Source organism: Lysobacter terrestris (assembly GCF_014489475.1).
Classification (GTDB): domain Bacteria; phylum Pseudomonadota; class Gammaproteobacteria; order Xanthomonadales; family Xanthomonadaceae; genus Agrilutibacter; species Agrilutibacter terrestris.
In genome coordinates, this window is sequence record NZ_CP060820.1 from 923,403 (window position 1) to 939,809 (window position 16,407).

Annotated in this window: 21 protein-coding genes; 8 read left to right on the top strand and 13 right to left on the bottom strand. The window is 68.6% G+C overall.

Going from position 1 to position 16,407, the window contains the following annotated elements:
• Positions 1 to 31 precede the first annotated feature (31 nt).
• The gene (gene coq7, locus H8B22_RS04285) at positions 32 to 673 is read left to right on the top strand and encodes a 2-polyprenyl-3-methyl-6-methoxy-1,4-benzoquinone monooxygenase (protein ID WP_187712884.1); all 642 of its coding nucleotides are present in this window, start codon (positions 32 to 34) and stop codon (positions 671 to 673) included.
• Positions 674 to 792: 119 nt separating this feature from the next.
• Here coq7 and speD read toward each other — a convergent pair whose 3' ends face one another.
• On the bottom strand, positions 793 to 1,584 hold the full coding sequence (speD, locus tag H8B22_RS04290) for an adenosylmethionine decarboxylase (RefSeq protein ID WP_187712885.1): 792 nt from the start codon (positions 1,582 to 1,584) through the stop codon (positions 793 to 795).
• A 287-nt stretch (positions 1,585 to 1,871) separates the two neighbouring features.
• Between speD and crp the strand changes: the two genes are divergently transcribed.
• Genes crp through H8B22_RS04305 form a run of 3 tightly spaced genes read left to right on the top strand, consistent with a single transcriptional unit; the run spans position 1,872 to position 3,366 of the window.
• Positions 1,872 to 2,507, top strand: coding sequence for a cAMP-activated global transcriptional regulator CRP (gene crp, locus H8B22_RS04295; protein ID WP_187713520.1), 636 nt, complete (start codon positions 1,872 to 1,874; stop codon positions 2,505 to 2,507).
• A 3-nt stretch (positions 2,508 to 2,510) separates the two neighbouring features.
• Positions 2,511 to 2,972 (top strand): GNAT family N-acetyltransferase, encoded by a 462-nt coding sequence (locus tag H8B22_RS04300; protein WP_187712886.1) that lies wholly within the window; start codon positions 2,511 to 2,513, stop codon positions 2,970 to 2,972.
• 22 nt (positions 2,973 to 2,994) lie between these two features.
• Positions 2,995 to 3,366 (top strand): zf-TFIIB domain-containing protein, encoded by a 372-nt coding sequence (locus H8B22_RS04305; protein WP_187712887.1) that lies wholly within the window; start codon positions 2,995 to 2,997, stop codon positions 3,364 to 3,366.
• A 72-nt stretch (positions 3,367 to 3,438) separates the two neighbouring features.
• On the opposite strand, the gene H8B22_RS04310 is transcribed toward H8B22_RS04305, so the two are convergent.
• The 12 genes from H8B22_RS04310 to H8B22_RS04365 form a co-directional block, all read right to left on the bottom strand.
• Entirely contained in the window at positions 3,439 to 4,173 is a 735-nt protein-coding gene (locus H8B22_RS04310) for a haloacid dehalogenase-like hydrolase (protein WP_187712888.1), read from the bottom strand.
• Between the two features lie 22 nt (positions 4,174 to 4,195).
• Positions 4,196 to 4,984, bottom strand: a complete 789-nt coding sequence (gene trpC, locus H8B22_RS04315) for an indole-3-glycerol phosphate synthase TrpC (RefSeq protein ID WP_187712889.1) — start codon at positions 4,982 to 4,984, stop codon at positions 4,196 to 4,198.
• Between the two features lie 193 nt (positions 4,985 to 5,177).
• Positions 5,178 to 5,513, bottom strand: a complete 336-nt coding sequence (locus H8B22_RS04320) for an antibiotic biosynthesis monooxygenase family protein (RefSeq protein ID WP_187712890.1) — start codon at positions 5,511 to 5,513, stop codon at positions 5,178 to 5,180.
• The gene (gene trpD, locus H8B22_RS04325; RefSeq protein WP_187712891.1) at positions 5,510 to 6,550 is read right to left on the bottom strand and encodes an anthranilate phosphoribosyltransferase; all 1,041 of its coding nucleotides are present in this window, start codon (positions 6,548 to 6,550) and stop codon (positions 5,510 to 5,512) included. Before trpD ends, H8B22_RS04320 begins: the two co-directional genes overlap by 4 nt.
• 10 nt (positions 6,551 to 6,560) lie before the next feature.
• Positions 6,561 to 7,139: an anthranilate synthase component II gene (locus tag H8B22_RS04330; RefSeq protein WP_187712892.1), complete on the bottom strand. Its 579-nt coding sequence runs from the start codon at positions 7,137 to 7,139 to the stop codon at positions 6,561 to 6,563.
• 85 nt (positions 7,140 to 7,224) lie between these two features.
• Positions 7,225 to 8,616 carry a sensor histidine kinase gene (locus H8B22_RS04335; RefSeq protein ID WP_187712893.1) on the bottom strand — a complete coding sequence of 464 codons (1,392 nt, stop codon included), beginning with the start codon at positions 8,614 to 8,616 and terminating at the stop codon, positions 7,225 to 7,227.
• Entirely contained in the window at positions 8,613 to 9,290 is a 678-nt protein-coding gene (locus tag H8B22_RS04340) for a winged helix-turn-helix domain-containing protein (RefSeq protein WP_187712894.1), read from the bottom strand. The genes H8B22_RS04335 and H8B22_RS04340 overlap by 4 nt, the downstream gene beginning before the upstream one ends.
• Positions 9,291 to 9,383: 93 nt before the next feature.
• On the bottom strand, positions 9,384 to 9,587 hold the full coding sequence (locus H8B22_RS04345; RefSeq protein WP_187712895.1) for a hypothetical protein: 204 nt from the start codon (positions 9,585 to 9,587) through the stop codon (positions 9,384 to 9,386).
• A 202-nt stretch (positions 9,588 to 9,789) separates the two neighbouring features.
• Positions 9,790 to 10,488 (bottom strand): hypothetical protein, encoded by a 699-nt coding sequence (locus H8B22_RS04350; RefSeq protein ID WP_187712896.1) that lies wholly within the window; start codon positions 10,486 to 10,488, stop codon positions 9,790 to 9,792.
• Between the two features lie 248 nt (positions 10,489 to 10,736).
• On the bottom strand, positions 10,737 to 12,230 hold the full coding sequence (gene trpE / locus H8B22_RS04355; protein WP_187712897.1) for an anthranilate synthase component I: 1,494 nt from the start codon (positions 12,228 to 12,230) through the stop codon (positions 10,737 to 10,739).
• A gap of 224 nt (positions 12,231 to 12,454) precedes the next feature.
• Positions 12,455 to 13,126 (bottom strand): ribulose-phosphate 3-epimerase, encoded by a 672-nt coding sequence (gene rpe / locus H8B22_RS04360; protein ID WP_187712898.1) that lies wholly within the window; start codon positions 13,124 to 13,126, stop codon positions 12,455 to 12,457.
• A 6-nt stretch (positions 13,127 to 13,132) separates the two neighbouring features.
• The gene (locus H8B22_RS04365; protein ID WP_187712899.1) at positions 13,133 to 13,465 is read right to left on the bottom strand and encodes a J domain-containing protein; all 333 of its coding nucleotides are present in this window, start codon (positions 13,463 to 13,465) and stop codon (positions 13,133 to 13,135) included.
• A 276-nt stretch (positions 13,466 to 13,741) separates the two neighbouring features.
• Between H8B22_RS04365 and H8B22_RS04370 the strand changes: the two genes are divergently transcribed.
• The 4 genes from H8B22_RS04370 to H8B22_RS04385 all read left to right on the top strand — a co-directional run bounded on the left by H8B22_RS04370 (position 13,742) and on the right by H8B22_RS04385 (position 16,356).
• A complete protein-coding gene (locus tag H8B22_RS04370) occupies positions 13,742 to 14,641 on the top strand; it encodes a phosphoribosylaminoimidazolesuccinocarboxamide synthase (protein WP_187713521.1) in 900 nt (299 codons plus the stop codon).
• Positions 14,642 to 14,665: 24 nt separating this feature from the next.
• Positions 14,666 to 14,884 carry a hypothetical protein gene (locus H8B22_RS04375; RefSeq protein ID WP_187712900.1) on the top strand — a complete coding sequence of 73 codons (219 nt, stop codon included), beginning with the start codon at positions 14,666 to 14,668 and terminating at the stop codon, positions 14,882 to 14,884.
• 66 nt (positions 14,885 to 14,950) lie between these two features.
• Entirely contained in the window at positions 14,951 to 15,442 is a 492-nt protein-coding gene (locus H8B22_RS04380) for an Mpo1 family 2-hydroxy fatty acid dioxygenase (protein ID WP_187712901.1), read from the top strand.
• 26 nt (positions 15,443 to 15,468) lie between these two features.
• Entirely contained in the window at positions 15,469 to 16,356 is an 888-nt protein-coding gene (locus H8B22_RS04385) for a DMT family transporter (RefSeq protein ID WP_187712902.1), read from the top strand.
• Positions 16,357 to 16,407: the final 51 nt, after the last annotated feature.

Genomic DNA, 16,407 nt, shown 5'->3' on the forward strand with positions numbered 1-16,407 from the left:
CGATCGCCGCCGACGGCAGTAAACTTCCGCCATGAACGCACGCGCCCTGACCCCGATCGACCGCCTGCTCATCGATGCGCAGAACGCACTGGACACGGTCTTCGGCGCCCCGCCTGCGCAGCGCGCGAACCCGTCGGCACAGGAGCCCGATGTCGTCCTCGACGCAGCCGAACGCCGCCACGCCGCAGGCCTGATGCGCATCAACCACGTCGGCGAAGTCTGCGCGCAGGCCTTGTACGTCGGCCAGGCCGCGGTCGCACGCGACGCGGCGACCCGCGCGCACCTGCTCGAGGCCGCACAGGAAGAAACCGACCACCTCGCCTGGTGCGCTCAGCGCCTGGACGAGCTCGACAGCCGCCCCAGCCTGCTCAACCCGCTGTGGTACGCCGGCAGCTACGCGATCGGCGCGCTCGCCGGCCTGCGCGGCGACGGCTGGAACCTGGGCTTCGTGGTCGAAACCGAACGCCAGGTCGAAGCGCACCTGGACGAGCACCTGCAGACCCTGCCCGTCGCCGATGCGCGCAGCCGCGCCATCCTGGAAGTGATGAAGGCCGACGAGGCGCGCCACGCCGACGACGCGCAGGCGCAAGGCGCACGCGTGTTGCCGCCGCCGGTGCCAAGGCTGATGGCGATGGCGTCGAACCTGATGAAGACGATCGCGTATCGGGTCTGACTGGCGCGCTTCGCGCGCCCCTCATCCGCCCTGGGGGCACCTTCTCCCCGCAAGCGGGGAGAAGGAAAAAGCAACAAAAAAGGCCGGCATTGCCGGCCTTTTTTCTGGATCGCATCCGGTCAATCGACCAGGTTGCGTCCGTGATAGAGCTCTTCGATCTCCCGCTTCAGGCGCGCCTCGATCTTCATGCGCTCCTTGAACGACAGGTTCTTGGCCTTCTCCTCGAACAGGTAGGTGTCGAGGTCGAACTCCTTCAGGTGCATCTTCGTGTGGAAGATGTTTTCCTGGTAGACGTTCACGTCGAGCATCTCGTAGCGCGACTTGATGTTCTTGGCCAGGTAGTCCTGGATCGAGTTGATCTTGTGGTCGATGAAGTGCTTCTTGCCCTTGATGTCGCGGGTGAAGCCACGGACGCGGTAGTCCATCACCACGATGTCCGATTCCAGGCTCTCGATCAGGTAGTTCAGGGCCTTCAGCGGCGAGATCACGCCGCAGGTGGCCACGTCGATGTCGGCGCGGAAGGTCGCGATGCCATTGTCCGGGTGGGTCTCCGGATAGGTGTGCACCGTGATGTGCGACTTGTCCATGTGCGCGACCACGGCTTCCGAGATCACGCCCTTGGCGTCGGCCTTGTCGATCACCGGCTGCTCGGAGATCAGGATCGTCACCGAGGCGCCCTGCGGGTCGTAGTCCTGGCGGGCGATGTTGAGGATGTTCGCGCCGATGATGTCCGCCACATCGGTCAGGATCTGGGTCAGGCGGTCGGCGTTGTAGGCCTCGTCGATGTACTCGATGTAGCGCTTGCGCTCGTCTTCCGAGGCGGCGAAGCACACGTCGTAGATATTGAACGAGAGCGCCTTGGTGAGGTTGTTGAAGCCTTGGAGCTTCAGGCGCGGCAGCGGCTTGACCAATTGAGTGTCCAGGTCGGGCGGCGGGGGGCCGCGCTTGCAGGGGCGCGATTATGCGGCAATCGGACACGGGGGCCAAACGGCCGGCCGGCGCGGCCACAGGGGGCCACTGTCGGCGCGCCCCGGCCGGGCTTTTGCGATGGCCGTCGCCATTTCTGTGACCTTCCGCGGCAATATCCGGCACTATTTGCCCATGTCGCGGCTTGGCCCTAAGCTCCGGCGGTTCCTGTCGACTCCACCCCTTACTGGTTGATGCCGTGATAGCCCTGCGAAAGACCAACAGCCCGCTGATGCCGGATAGCGCCACGATCGAGCGCTTCCTCGCACACTGCCACCGCCGCCGCTATCCCTCCCGCACCGACGTCTTCCGCCCGGGCGACCCCGCCAACACCATCTACTACCTGATCTCCGGCTCGGTGAGCATCATCACCGAGGAGGACGATGGCCGTGAGCTGGTGCTGGGCTACCTCGGCCCCGGCGAATTCATCGGTGAACTCGGCCTGTTCGTGGAAAGCGACCGTCGCGAGGTCGTGCTGCGTACCCGCACCCCGTGCGAACTCGCCGAAATCGGCCACGAGCGCTTCTACGACCTGCTCCTGACCCGCCTGGCTACCGACGCCCCCAAGCTGCTGTACCAGATCGGCGCGCAGATCTCCCGCCGCCTGCTGGACACCAGCCGCAAGGCCGGCCGCCTGGCCTTCCTCGATGTCACCGACCGCATCGTCCGTGCCCTGCACGACCTGGCCAAGGAACCCGAGGCCATGAGCCACCCGCAGGGCACGCAGATCCGCGTGTCGCGCCAGGAGCTGTCGCGTCTGGTCGGCTGCTCGCGCGAGATGGCCGGCCGCGTGCTGAAGAAGCTGCAGGCCGACAACAAGCTGCACGCCCGCGGCAAGACCGTCGTCCTCTACGGCACCCGCGACTGACCCATGGGGCGGCTGGCAGGTTCGTCGACCGGGACGCTACGCATCCGCCCCGCCCAGATCGGCGACGCCAACGACGTCGCCGTCCTGCTGGAGGAACTGGGTTACCCCTGCACGCGCGACGACGCCGCCGAGCGCATCGCGCGCGTGCTGCACGACCCGCGGCTGTTCCTGCTGGTCGCGGAGATCGAAGGCGCGGTCTGCGGCCTGATGTCGCTGGACATCCGCTACTCGATCACCCGCGGCGCCGACCTTGCCCGCATCACCGCGCTGGTGGTCGCCGCCAACTGCGGGCGCCAGGGCATCGGCCGCCAGCTGCTGCGCGAGGCCGAGGCCATCGCCCGCCGCGCGCAGGTCGCCCGCATCGAAGTCACCAGCAACCAGCGCCGCGAGGCCGCGCACGCCTTCTACCTCGGCTGCGGCTACAGCGAAGGCTCGCGGCATTTCATCAAGCTATTGGGCGACTGAGCGCCGCCCCGGGAAACGATCCATGCAGTGTCCGAAGTGCGATTCCGCCATGACCGCCGTCACCTACCAGGGTTCCACCGTGCAGCGCTGCACGCATTGCGCCGGCCTGTGGTTCGAACCGGTCGACCATGAGCGGCTGCGCGACCTGGCCGAACAGATCGACATCGGCGATGCCGCCGTCGGCGAGCAGTACAACCGCGTCGACCGGATCAACTGCCCGAAGTGCACCAATTGGCCGCTGATCCGCATGGTCGATCCGCAGCAGCCGCACATCTGGTTCGAGAGCTGCAAGAACTGCTACGGCCGTTTCTACGACGCCGGCGAGTTCCGCGATTTCGCCGAGCACACGCTGGTGGAATTCTTCACCGACATGGATGCGCCAGCGCGCGACTGAGGTCGTTTGGCGGGCTAGAGCCCGCCATATGCATCAATCGAATGCAACGAAGGCGGCCGCGGGCCGCCTTTTTCATGCCGTAACGGCATCCCCACCACGCTTGCGGCAACCCCAGTTGAGGATCGGCGTGCCCGGCGGCAACACGCGGCGGAACATCGCCACGCGCCCCGCCTTCGGGTTGACCACCACCGGCTTGCGCGCGGCCTGCAGCAGCGGCAGGTCGGCGCTGCTGTCGGAATAGGCCACGGCGACGTCGTCGCGGAAGCCCGCTTCGCGCAGCATCGTCATCTTCATCGCGTTGTGGCAATGGCGCGTGGCGCCGAGCCCGCCCAGGCGCGGGCCGACCTGCGTGCCCACCACGGGCACGTCCTCGTGCGCGACGAAGGCAAGGATGGCGCGCGCGAGCTCCGGCGGCGCACCGGTGGCGACGACGACACGGTCGCCGGCCTCGCGATGCCGGTGCAACACCTCGATGCCGATCGGCAACAGCCGCCGGCGGATCGCGTCGGCATGGGTGGCGACGTAGCGGTCGATCAGCACGTCGAGCGCCTTCGAGCGATGCAGGCCAACGGTGCCGGCCCACACGAAGGCACTGACCCCGACCCGCCGCGTCGGCAGGAACGCCACCAGCGGCCCGAACAGCGGCAGCATCGGCAGCACCAGCAGCCGGCGCCACCACGAGCGCCGGATCAGCCATGCGAACAGGTGGCTGCCGGAATCGCCGTCGTACAGCGTGTGGTCGAAGTCGAATACGACCAACGGCGCGCCCGCCTGGGCCTTCGGGTATTGCTTGCCTTTGACGCTCATCGGATCCGCTCGCAGTGGCTGGTCAGCCGAACAACCGCTTCAAGGTCGCGCCCGGGTCGGCTTCGCGCATGAAGCTCTCGCCGACGAGGAAGGCATCCACGTTCGCCGCGCGCATCTTCGCCACGTCGTCGCGCGTGGCGATGCCGCTTTCGGTGACCAGGATGCGGTCCGGCGGCACCGCGCCCTTCAGCGCCAGCGTGGTGTCGAGCGACACCTCGAACGTGCGCAGGTTGCGGTTGTTCACCCCGATCAGTTCGCAATCGGTCTGCAGCGCGCGTTCGAGCTCGTCGATGTCGTGCACTTCCACCAGCACGTCCATGCCGAGCTCGCCGGCGAGGTTCGCCAGTTCGATCATCCGCGCGTCTTCCAGCGCCGCCACGATCAGCAGGATGCAATCGGCGCCGATCATGCGCGCCTCGTACACCTGGTAGGGATCGACGATGAAGTCCTTGCGGATCACCGGCAGGCGGCAGGCGTTGCGCGCCTCGCTCAGGTACAGGTTGCTGCCCTGGAAGAAATCGACGTCGGTGAGCACGGACAGGCAGGCGGCACCGCCGGCTTCGTAGCTGCGGGCAATGTCGGCGGGGCGGAAGTCCGGGCGGATCACGCCCTTGGACGGGCTGGCCTTCTTCACTTCGGCGATCACCGCGGCGTCGCCGGCGGCAAGCCTGGCGCGGATCGCCTTGACGAAACCACGCGTGGCCGACTGGTTCAGCGCGCGCTCGCGCAGCTCCGACAGCGGGCGCACGCGGCTGCGCTGTTCGATCTCCTCGGCCTTGCGGGCGAGGATGGTGGTGAGGATGTCGCTCATGGGGGAATTCTAAAGCCGCGGGGTGCCGGGGTTGTCATCCCGGGCGTGGCGAGGGACCGGCCAGCGACAACACCTGCATGCCACGAGGTTGGGGCCGCGCCTGCGGCCAGCAGGAGTGAATGGCCAAGTCCGTGCTCTGATGGCGAAGAAAAGCAGATCCCACGCTGCGCTCGGGATGACAAACGGAGAATTTTCAGTTCTTCGGCTTTCCGTACGCACGCGTGACCTTGGCCACGCGCAGCTCGAAATGCTCGTACCAGTGCTTGCGTCCGTGCGCGCGGGTGGCGGCGTGCTCGGCCTGGTGCTTCCACGCGCCGATCGCCGCTTCGCTTTCCCAGTACGACACGGTGATGCCGAAGCCGTCGGCACCGCGCGTCGATTCCGCGCCGAGGTAGCCGAGCTGCTGCGCGGCCAGTTCGAGCATGCGCTCGGCCGCGGCGGCGTAGCCGGCCTCGTCGTCGCCGTTGCGTCGCGAGGAGAAGATCACCGCGTAGTACGGCGGTTCGGGCAATCGGGCGAAACCGTTCATGCGTTCGCTCCGGCGATGGCGCGCGTGGTCGCGACGAATTCCTCGAGCTTCGCGCGCGCCGCGCCGGAGGCGATGGCCTCGCGCGCACGCACGATGCCCTGCGCGATCGAATCGACCACGCCTGCGGCGTACAGCGCCGCGCCGGCGTTGAGCGCAACGATCTCCAGCGGCAGGCCGGGTTTGTTGTCGAGCGCGCCGAGCAGCAGCGCCTTCGATTCGAGCGCATCGGCCACGCGCAGGTTGCGCGAGGCGGCCATGGCGATGCCGAAATCCTCCGGATGCACTTCGTACTCGCGCACCACGCCGTCGCGCAGTTCGCCCACCAGCGTGGCCGCGCCGAGCGAGAGCTCGTCCATGCCGTCGCGGCCCCACACCACCAGTGCGCGCTGCGCGCCGAGTTCCTGCAGCACGCGCACCTGGATGCCGACGAGGTCGGGGTGGAACACGCCCATCAGGATGTTCGGCGCATCGGCCGGATTGGTCAGCGGGCCGAGGATGTTGAAGATGGTGCGCACGCCCATCTCGCGACGCACCGGCGCCACCGCCTTCATCGCCGGGTGATGCACCGGCGCGAACATGAAGCCGATGCCGCAGCGCGCGATGCATGCGCCGACCTGCTCGGGCTGCAGCTCGATGTCGGCGCCCAGCGCCTCCAGCACGTCGGCGCTGCCCGACTTCGACGACACGCTGCGGTTGCCGTGCTTGGCGACCTTGGCGCCGGCCGCAGCGACGACGAACATCGACGCGGTGGAGATGTTGAACGTGTGCGCGCCATCGCCACCGGTGCCGACGATGTCGACGAGGTTGTCGCGATCGGTCACCTGCACCGGGCGCGCGAACTCGCGCAGCACCGTCGCCGCGCCGGCGATCTCGCCGACGGTTTCCTTCTTCACCCGCAGGCCGGTGAGGATCGCCGCGGTCATCACCGGCGTGACTTCGCCGCGCATGACCTGGCGCATCAGATCCACCATCTCGTCGTGGAAGATCTCGCGATGCTCGATGGTGCGCTGGAGGGCTTCTTGCGGGGTGATGGGCATGGCCGCTTCGCTAGCTGTCCAGGAAGTTCTTCAACAACGCATGCCCATGCTCGGTCAGGATCGACTCGGGATGGAACTGCACGCCCTGGACCGGGTGCTCGCGATGGCGCAGGCCCATGATCTCGTCGAAGGCGCCGTCGTCACGGTCGGTCCACGCGGTCACTTCGAGGCAGTCGGGCAGCGTCTCGCGCGACACCACCAGCGAGTGGTACCGGGTCGCCTCGTAACCGTCGGGCAGGCCGGCGAACACGCCCTGGCCTTCGTGGCGGATGCGCGAGGTCTTGCCGTGCATGATGGTCTTGGCGCGGACCACGTCGCCGCCGTAGGCCTGGCCGATGCTCTGGTGGCCCAGGCACACGCCCAGGATCGGGGTGCGCGCGCCCAGCTGGCGGATCACGTCCACCGAGACGCCCGCCTCGTTCGGCGTGCACGGCCCGGGCGAGATCACGATGCGCGCGGGCGCCAGCGCCGCGATCTGCGCCACCGACAGTTCGTCGTTGCGCACCACCTTCACCTCTGCCCCGAGCGTCTGCAGGTACTGCACGAGGTTGAAGGTGAAGCTGTCGTAGTTGTCGATCATCAACAGCATGAAATCGCCTGCTTCCAGTGCCGCGGCGGGGGCGCGGACGGGCCGGGCAGAATATCGCAAGCGCTTCCCGGGTGCCGGGCCGCGCTTATGAAACTTCGCCGTCGCGCACGGCGGGCAGGATCACCTGCGCCCGCAGTCCCGGCGTTCGTCCCAGCAGCAGGATGCGGCCGCCGTGGCGCTGCGCGATCGCGCGTACCAGGCTCAGTCCCAGGCCGACACCGGGCGACCCGCGATGGCTCTCCAGGCGCTGGAAGCGATCGAAAACGCGCTCGCGGTCGGCCTCGGGGACGCCTGGGCCGCAATCGTCGACCAGCAGTGCCACGCCCTCGGCGTCCGCGCGCAGCGAGACGTCCACCTCGCTGGCGGCCGGTGCGTACTTGACCGCGTTGTCGAGCAGGTTGACCACGGCCTGGAAGAGCTGGTCGCGGTCGCCGCGCACGCGGGCGGGTCGCAGGTCGGCGCGCACGCGGACACCGCGTTCGGCCGCGCTGGGTGCATACAGCTCCACGGCATCCGCCACCAGCCCGCGCAGGTCGACGACCGGATCGTCCGGCGCAGGCCCCTGCGCCTCGATGCGCGCCAAGCGCAGCAGCGCGCCGAAGGATTGCAGCAACTGGTCGGTTTCCGCGACGGCGCCATCCAGCGCGGCGCGCTGCGACGGAGCGGCGGGCTGCTGGCGCAATTCCTCCAGCCGGTTGCGCAGGCGCGTCAGCGGCGTGCGCAGGTCGTGGGCGATGTGGTCGGTGGCGTGGCGCACGCCGCCGAGTAGTTCCTCGATGCGGTCGAGCATGCCGTTGAAGCGGCGCGCGAGCCGGTCGAAGGCATCGTCGCTGTGATCGAGCGGCGCGCGCAGGGTCAGTTCGCCACCGCCCACGCGTTCCGCGGTCGCATCCAGGCTGCGCAGGCGCCGCGACACCCAGCGCGAGGTCAGCCAGCCGACCAGGGCGCCGAGGGTGGCCGCGAACACGAACGCCACCAGCGCGGTGCGCTGCATCAGCCCCAGGAACCGGTCCTGCGAGCGCAGGCGCAATCCCGTCAGCAGCCGCCCGCCATCGGCCAGGCGCTGTTCGTAGGCGATCACCCGCAACGCCGCGCCATTGCCATCGTCGCTCGCCTGCGTCTCGCCGTATTCGAGCCAGCGCGCGTGCGTCGCCAGCCGCGGCGGCACCACGTTGCCGACCAGCAGGCGTCCCTGCGCCGACACGAGCGCATACACCGCGTCGGGATCCTCCGGCGCCGCCTGGCGGCGCTGCAGCTCGTCGCGCAGGGCGCGGTAGCCGTCTTCGCGGTACAGGTCGAGCAGCCCGGCCGCGTCGGTGCGCACCAGTTCGCGCGCGTCGTGCAGCAGCAGGGTCGACACCGCGTAGTAGACGCCACCGCCCAGCAGCACGAAGGCCAGCAGGAACGACCCCATCACCGCCAGCGCCAGCCGCGTGCTGGTGGAAAGCGTGCCTGTGAACGATCGGAGTGCCTTCATTCGCCCAGCCGGTAGCCGGCCCCGCGCACCGTATGCAGCAGCGGCCGCGCGAAGCCGTGGTCGATCTTCTGCCGCAACCGGCTGATGTGCACGTCGATGACGTTGGTCTGCGGATCGAAGTGATAGTCCCACACCGCCTCGAGCAGCATGGTGCGCGTGACCACGCGCTCGGCCTGGCGCATCAGGTATTCGAGCAGGCGGAATTCGCGCGGCTGCAGCTCGATGCGGCGATCGCCGCGACGCGCCTCGCGACTGAGCAGGTCGAGCTCGAGTTCGCCCACGCGCAGGCGCGTGGGCTCGCGCTCGTCGCCGGCACGATGGCGGCGCACGATGCTGTCCAGGCGCGCGCTCAGCTCCGCGTAGGCGAACGGTTTGACCAGGTAGTCGTCGGCGCCGGCGCGCAGGCCTTCCACGCGGTGGTCGACTTCGCCCAGGGCGGTGAGCAGCACCAGCGGCGTGCGGTTGCCGGCGCCGCGCAGGGTCTGCAGCACGACCAGGCCGTCGACGCCGGGCAGCATGCGGTCGAGCACGATCGCGTCGTAGTTCTCGGTGGTGGCGAGGAACAACCCCTGCTTGCCGTCGCCGGCATGGTCGACGGCATGCCCGTCCTCGCGCAGGCCCTTGAGGATGAAGGCCGCGGTATGGGGATCGTCTTCGACCAGCAGGATGCGCATGTCAGCTCCCGATCTCGAAAAAAGGATACCCCGCCGAAAAGTTTCCGACGGGGTATCCGACCCGCATCCACGACGGGCTCCGGGGGGAACGGTTCAGCCCTTGCTGGCGTCGGCCTTCTGCGACGCGGACTTGGCGTCTTCCTTCTTCACCTTGGCGAAGTGCTTGTGCTTGGCCTTGGCGGGCATGGTCTTGGCGGAAGCGGCAGGCGTGGCCGGCGCCGCGGCCGGCGGCGCTGCGAGGGCGGAACCGGTCAGCGCGGTCAGCGCAACGGCGAACAGGGTCTTGCGGAGGTTCATGGCTTGGCTCCTAGGGAAGGTTTCGATGCCGGTGGGGTGCATCCCCATCGCAGGGACAGGTTGCGCGCCGGGCGTTTGCGCCGGCCTTTCCGCGACATGAACAATCGGTAATGTTCCGGCGCGCACCGCGGCGGCCCGGATGCAACGAAGAACGCCACCCGCAGGTGGCGTTCTTCGCGTCGTGCCCGTCGCGTCCCGCTGGCTAGGCCGCGCCGCTGCCGCGCCGCAACGGCACCGGTGCGGTGGCGATGCGGCTCTTGAGCTCGGCCATCTCGCCGGGCATCACCACCAGGTACTGCAGCAGCTGTTCGGCCAGCTCCAGCAGGTGCTCGGCGGTGACCTTGTCGATCGAGGTCTCGTCGTCGAAGTGGCGGCCGAAGGCACCGTCGGGCGCCATCAGCTGCGAGAGGTCCTGCAACGGCCGGGACAGGTCGAGGTCGCGCGGCAACGCATCGAGCTGGCGCGGCAGCGGCAGTTCGCGCTTGTCGGGCAGCAGGCGCGCCGCCAAGCCTTCGATCAGGTGGCGCACGGTCAGCGCGGTGGCGCCCCATTCGGCGTGGTTGTACAGCTTGAGCGCCGATTCGTAGCTGCGTGCCAGCGGGCCGGACAAGGCCTGCAGGTGCGGCAGGCCGGGCATGCTGTGGCGCCCGCCCGGCTCCGGCCAGGTGAACAGCGACGCCGGCTTGCAGTTGCCGTATTCGTCGACCAGCTGCACCAGCAGGCCTTCGTTCTCGCAGCGCGTGCAGCTCATCTCGGTGGCGACGATCTGACGGCCGTGTTCCTGCCACGGTCGCGCGTCGAACATGGATTTCTCGTGGCAGCGCGGACAGATCAGTTCGATCGAACGCGCGAACCCGTTGGCGAAACGGGCATGGACACTGCTGTCGGGAATCTGATGCATGGCGCACTCTCCCTCGAAGTTACGCAACCGGCATCCGGGAACATCTGGTCAACACACGTGCTCGACACACTGGTAGGAGGCGATGGGCAACGCGCAGTCGCCTGCCCGCTGCGCGCAGGCAGTGAAGCGTCCTTTCTGTGAATAAAACGTTGAGGCACGCGACCACCGGACGCCGGCGGCCGGTGGCGCCGCGGCGCGCGACGGACGGCAGCTGACGGTCGACGGGCGCGCCGCCGCGCCGGTTTCGTTCAGAGTCCGCGCACGGCCTCGGCCACGGCGCGGAACAGCGCGCGGCCCTTGTTCATCGTCTCGTCCCACTCCTTCGCGGGATCGGAGTCGTAGACGATGCCGGCGCCGGCCTGCACGTGCAGGCGGCCGTCCTGGATCACCGCCGTGCGGATGGCGATGGCGGTGTCGGCGTCGCCGTGCCAGCCGATGTAGCCGACCGCGCCGGAATAGACGTTGCGGCGGATCGGTTCGAACTCGCGGATCACTTCCAGCGCGCGGATCTTCGGCGCGCCGCTGACGGTGCCGGCGGGGAACGTCGCGCGCAGCACGTCGGCGTAGCTCAGGCCGCTTTTCAGCGTGCCGGTGACTTCGCTGACGATGTGCATGACGTGGCTGTAGCGTTCGATCACGAACTGCTCGCCCACTTCTACCGTGCCCGGTTCGCTGACGCGGCCGACATCGTTGCGGCCGAGGTCGATCAGCATCAGGTGCTCGGCGCGCTCCTTGGGATCGGCGAGCAGTTCGGCTTCCAACGCCTGGTCTTCCTCGACGGTGGCGCCGCGCGGGCGGGTGCCGGCGATCGGGCGCACGGTGACCTCGTCGCCCATCAGGCGCACCAGGATCTCCGGCGACGACCCCACCACCTGGGTACCGCCGACGTCGAGGAAATACATGTACGGCGACGGGTTCAACGCGCGCAGTGCGCGGTACACGTCGACCGGGCGCGCCTTGAACGGCACGCTCAGGCGCTGGCTCAGCACGACCTGGAAGATGTCGCCGGCGCGGATCAGTTCCTTCGATTTCTCCACCGCGGCGATGAAGCCCTCGCGGGTGAAGCCGGAGATGAAGTCGGCTTCGTCCAGCACGCTGGCGTCGCGCGTTTCCGGATAGCCCGGACCGCCCTGGCGCAGGCGGTGGCCGAGTTCGTCCAGGCGGCGCTGCGCGCGGGCGTAGGCGCGCTCCTCGCGCGGGTCGGCGTGCACGATCAGGTACAGCCGGCCCTTGAGGTTGTCGAACACCGCCAGCTCTTCGCTGAGCATCAGCAGGATGTCGGGCGTGCCCAGTTCGTCGGGCTTGGGTTCGCCACCGGCAGGCGCTTCCGCGAGGCGCGGCTCGATGTACTGCACGCACTCGAAGCCGAACCAGCCGACCAGGCCGCCGGTGAAGCCCGGCAGCCCCTCGATCTTCGGCACCGAATGCGCGGCGCGCAGGCGCTCGACTTCGGCGAAGGGATCCTCGACGACGCGATGCTCGACCAGCTCGCCGTCTTCGGTGACGAACAGCGTGTGGCCGGCGAAGGCGTATACGCGCCGCGCCGGCAGGCCGATGATCGAGTAGCGGCCGAAGCGTTCGCCGCCCTCCACCGATTCGAACAGGTAGGTGTGCGGGCCGTCGGCCAGCTTCAGGTACACCGACAACGGCGTGTCGAGGTCGGAGAAGACCTCGCGCACGACCGGGATGCGGGTGTGGCCGGCTTCGGCGAGCTTGCGGAACTGTTCGGCGTCGAGCTGCATGACGAAATGCGCGAAACACGGCCCGGCAGTATGCCACCGGGGTGCATTCGACCGCGGCGGCCCGGCGCCGCAGGCACAGAAGAATTCGTCACAAGGGTGTCATCGTGCATCCGGAGAATGGGAGTCCATCCTCAAGGACGACGGGCGGAGGCGGGATTGCCTCCAATTCTTCCGCGGCAAGCCGGCAACGGCTTGCCGCTTTTCGTTGGCCGCGGAGGAAAGCTTCAGCGCACGCCGGCGACCGCGGCCTTCATCTTCGCGATCACGTCCGCATAGTCGGGCGCATTGAAGATCGCCGACCCGGCGACGAAGGTGTCGGCGCCGGCCGCGGCGATGTCCGCGATGTTGTCGGCCTTGACCCCGCCGTCGATCTCCAGGCGGATCGCCTTGCCGCTGCGATCGATCATTCCGCGCACGCGGCGCAGCTTGTCCAGCGCGGAAGGAATGAACGACTGCCCGCCGAAACCGGGATTGACCGACATCAGCAGCACCAGGTCGAGGTCCTCGAGCACGTAGTCGAGCACTTCCACCGGCGTGGCCGGGTTCAGCACCAGCCCGGCCTGGCAACCCGAGGCCTTGATCAGCTGCACGGTGCGGTGCACGTGCGCGCTGGCTTCGGGATGGAAGCTGATCAGCGACGCGCCGGCCTTGGCGAAGTCGGGAACGATGCGGTCGACCGGCTCGACCATCAGGTGCACGTCGATCGGTGCGGTCACGCCGTGCTTGCGCAGCGCCTCGCACACCATCGGGCCGATGGTCAGGTTGGGCACGTAATGGTTGTCCATCACGTCGAAGTGCACCCAGTCGGCGCCGGCCTTGAGCACGTTGTCGACCTCTTCGCCCAGCCTGGCGAAGTTGGCCGAGAGGATGGACGGGGCGATGACGGTGGATTGCATGGGGGCTTACTTCCTGCGCAGGGTCTGGATGCGGTCGTAGGCGGCGTTGATCTCGCGCGCCTTCGCTTCGGCCTGGCGGCGCAGCTCTTCGGCGGCGCCGGCCATGCGGTCGGGGTGGTACTGCGAGATCAGCCGACGGTAGGCCTGGTCGATCTCGGCGTCGGAGGCCTCGTCGGTCAGGCCGAACACGGCGTAGGGGTTGTCCCGGCGCAGCTTGAACCAGTCGGTGTCGAAGGCGTGGCCGATCAGCAGTCCGATCAACGCGCCCAGCGGCGGGTTGCTGCGCAGCAGCGCCGCGCCGGCGAAGAAGCCCAGCAATTTGCCGTACCAGCGTTTCATTCGGGCCGCGGATATCGATAAGGATGCGCAGTTTACGGCACGCCCAACGTGTCCTGCGGTCGCAGCCCCGGCCCGGCGCAGCGCGCCGGGCGTGTCGTCCAGGCCGCGCGGCATGCCGCGCACCATGCAGAGCTAAGGGAGGGCCTGGACTCACCCCTGCAAGCCACGTCCGACCGGCGTACACTGCCCGGCCCTGTCGCGCCCGCCCGCGCGCGGAGCGCAGGCAGGACGGGCCCTTGCGGCCGCTTTCCCGAGGATGTTGCCTTGCCCACGACCGTGTCCCGCCCCTACCTGCTCGAGTCCAACCTGCCCGGCCTGCACCTGCGTCACCGCGGCAAGGTGCGCGACGTATTCGATCTGCCCGGCGACCGTTTGCTGATGGTCGCCACCGACCGCCTGAGCGCGTTCGACGTGGTGCTGCCCGACCCGATCCCGGGCAAGGGCGAGATGCTCTGCCAGATCAGCAATTTCTGGTTCGGCAAGACCGAACACATCGTGCCCAACCACCTCACCGGCATCGACGTCGCCTCCGTGCTGCCCGCCGGCGTGGATGCCTCGCTGTACGACCAGCGCGCGGTGGTGACCAAGCGTCTGAAGCCGGTGCCCGTGGAATGCATCGCGCGCGGCTACGTCATCGGCAGCGGCTGGAAGGATTACCAGCGCACCGGCCGCATCAGCGGCATCGCCCTGCCCGACGGCCTGCGCCAGGCCGAGCAGCTGGCCGAACCGATCTTCACGCCCTCGACCAAGGCCGCGGTCGGCGACCACGACGAGAACATCGACTTCGACACCGTGGTGAAGACCGTCGGGCCGGACCTGGCCGAGCAGGTGCGCGACGCGACGCTGCGCCTGTACACCTACGCGCGCGACTACGCGGCGCAACGCGGCATCCTGCTGGCGGACACCAAGTTCGAGTTCGGCACCGACGCTGACGGCCGCCTGTACGTGATGGACGAGATGCTCACACCGGACTCCTCGCGCTACTGGCCCGCCGACGAATACCAAGTGGGCACCAGCCCGCCGAGCTACGACAAGCAGATCGTGCGCGACTACCTGGAGACGCTGGACTGGGACAAGACGCCGCCGGGTCCGAAGCTGCCGCAGGAAGTGATCGACCGCACGCGCGCCCGCTATGCCGAAGCGCTGCAGAAACTGGCGGGGATCTCGGTCGACTGAGCCTGGCCTTCGGAAGCAGATGCCGTGTCCGAGCTGATCGCCGCCGCGGCAGGGTTGGGGTTGGGCGCCTGGTTCCTGCTCTACTCCGATGCTAGCGACCAAGCACGCACCGGCATCGCCCTGCTGATGGTCGTCAGCGTGGTCCTGCGTCTCGGCTTCGACTACCGGGTCGCCTCCACCCTGTTGTTCGCGGTCATCGCGATCGGCGTCCTGCTGTTCCGCCGGTACCGCGGCGAACGCTGACGGCCACCTGCGCGTGGCCGCGATAGGCATACTGTCCGCATCGCCGCCGGCCCGCAGGAGCCCGCCATGAACACGCCCGCATCCGCTTCCCTGGGCCGTCCGATCGATCGCTGGTTCGCCAGCTATTCCGGCGACCATCGCAACCACACCAACCAGCTGATCCACGTGGTCTGCGTGCCGGCGATCCTGTGGAGCGTGATCGCGCTGCTGTGGTGCGTCCCGGTGCCGGCGAACCTGTTCGTGCCCGGCGCGTGGGCCGCGCTAGCCATGTTCGGCGCGTGGATGTTCTATTACCGCGCCTCGCGGCCGCTGGGCTTCGGCATGCTCGCCTCGTTCGTGCTGATGGGCTTCCTCACCCGCTGGCTGGCGGACACCTACGGCTTCACCACCCTGCTCTATCTCGCGATCGCGGTGTTCGTGATCGCCTGGATCGGCCAGTTCATCGGCCACAAGATCGAAGGGCGCAAGCCGAGCTTCCTCACCGACCTCACCTACCTGCTGATCGGCCCGGCCTGGGTGCTCGCCAAGCTCTATCGCAAGCTCGGTTGGACCTACTGAACGCCCCGCACGCCCAAGCGCCTTCCATGCCCGCACGCGACATCGGCCTGGTCCTGCTGATCTGCCTGGCCTGGGCGCTCAACTTCCTCACCTCCGCGCTGGCGATGCGGGAGATCCCGCCGTTCCTGTTCACCGCGCTGCGCTTCGCCCTGCTCGCGTTGCCGCTGCTGTTCTTCCTCAAGCGCCCGGCGCCGGGGCAATGGCCGCGGTTGCTCACCGTCGCGCTGTGCATCGGCGTGCTGCATTTCGGCCTGAGCTTCAGCGCGCTGCGTCTGGCGGGCGATCTGTCCTCGCCGGCGATCGTGATGCAGAGCTACATCCCGATGACCGCGCTGCTGGCGTGGTGGGTGCTGGGCGAACGCTTCGCCTGGCGCACCGGCGTGGCGATCGCGGTCAGTTTCGCCGGCGTGCTGGTGCTCGGCTTCGATCCGCTCGTGCTCGACCAGCCGCTGTCGCTGCTGCTGATGCTGGTGTCGGCGGTGTTCCTGGCCATCGGCACGGTGCTGATGAAGGGCCTGCGCGGTCTGGACGTCTTCAGCCAGCAGGGTTGGACCGCGGTCTTCAGCGTGCTGCCGCTGCTGGCGATCAGCGTGGTGCTGGAGCCCGGCGCGCTGGCGCAACTGCCGCAGGTGAGCTGGGTGGCGTGGCTGGGCGCGCTGTATGCCGCGTTCGTGTCCTCGCTGCTCGGCCACGGCCTGTATTACGTGCTGGTGCAGCGCCATCCCGTCGCGCAGGTGACGCCGTGGCTGCTGCTGGTGCCAGTGCTGGCGGTCGGCCTGGGCATCGCGTTCTGGGGCGACCGCCCGGGCCCGCGGCTGTGGCTCGGCGGGGCGATGGTGCTCGGCGGCGTGCTGATCATCGCCCTGCGCGCGATCACCAAGTCGCGCGTCATCCCCGCAAGCGAGACGCCGTAGGGCGGGCTCACGCCCGCCAGCTGCGTGCAGGCATGACGGCAGGACGGCGGG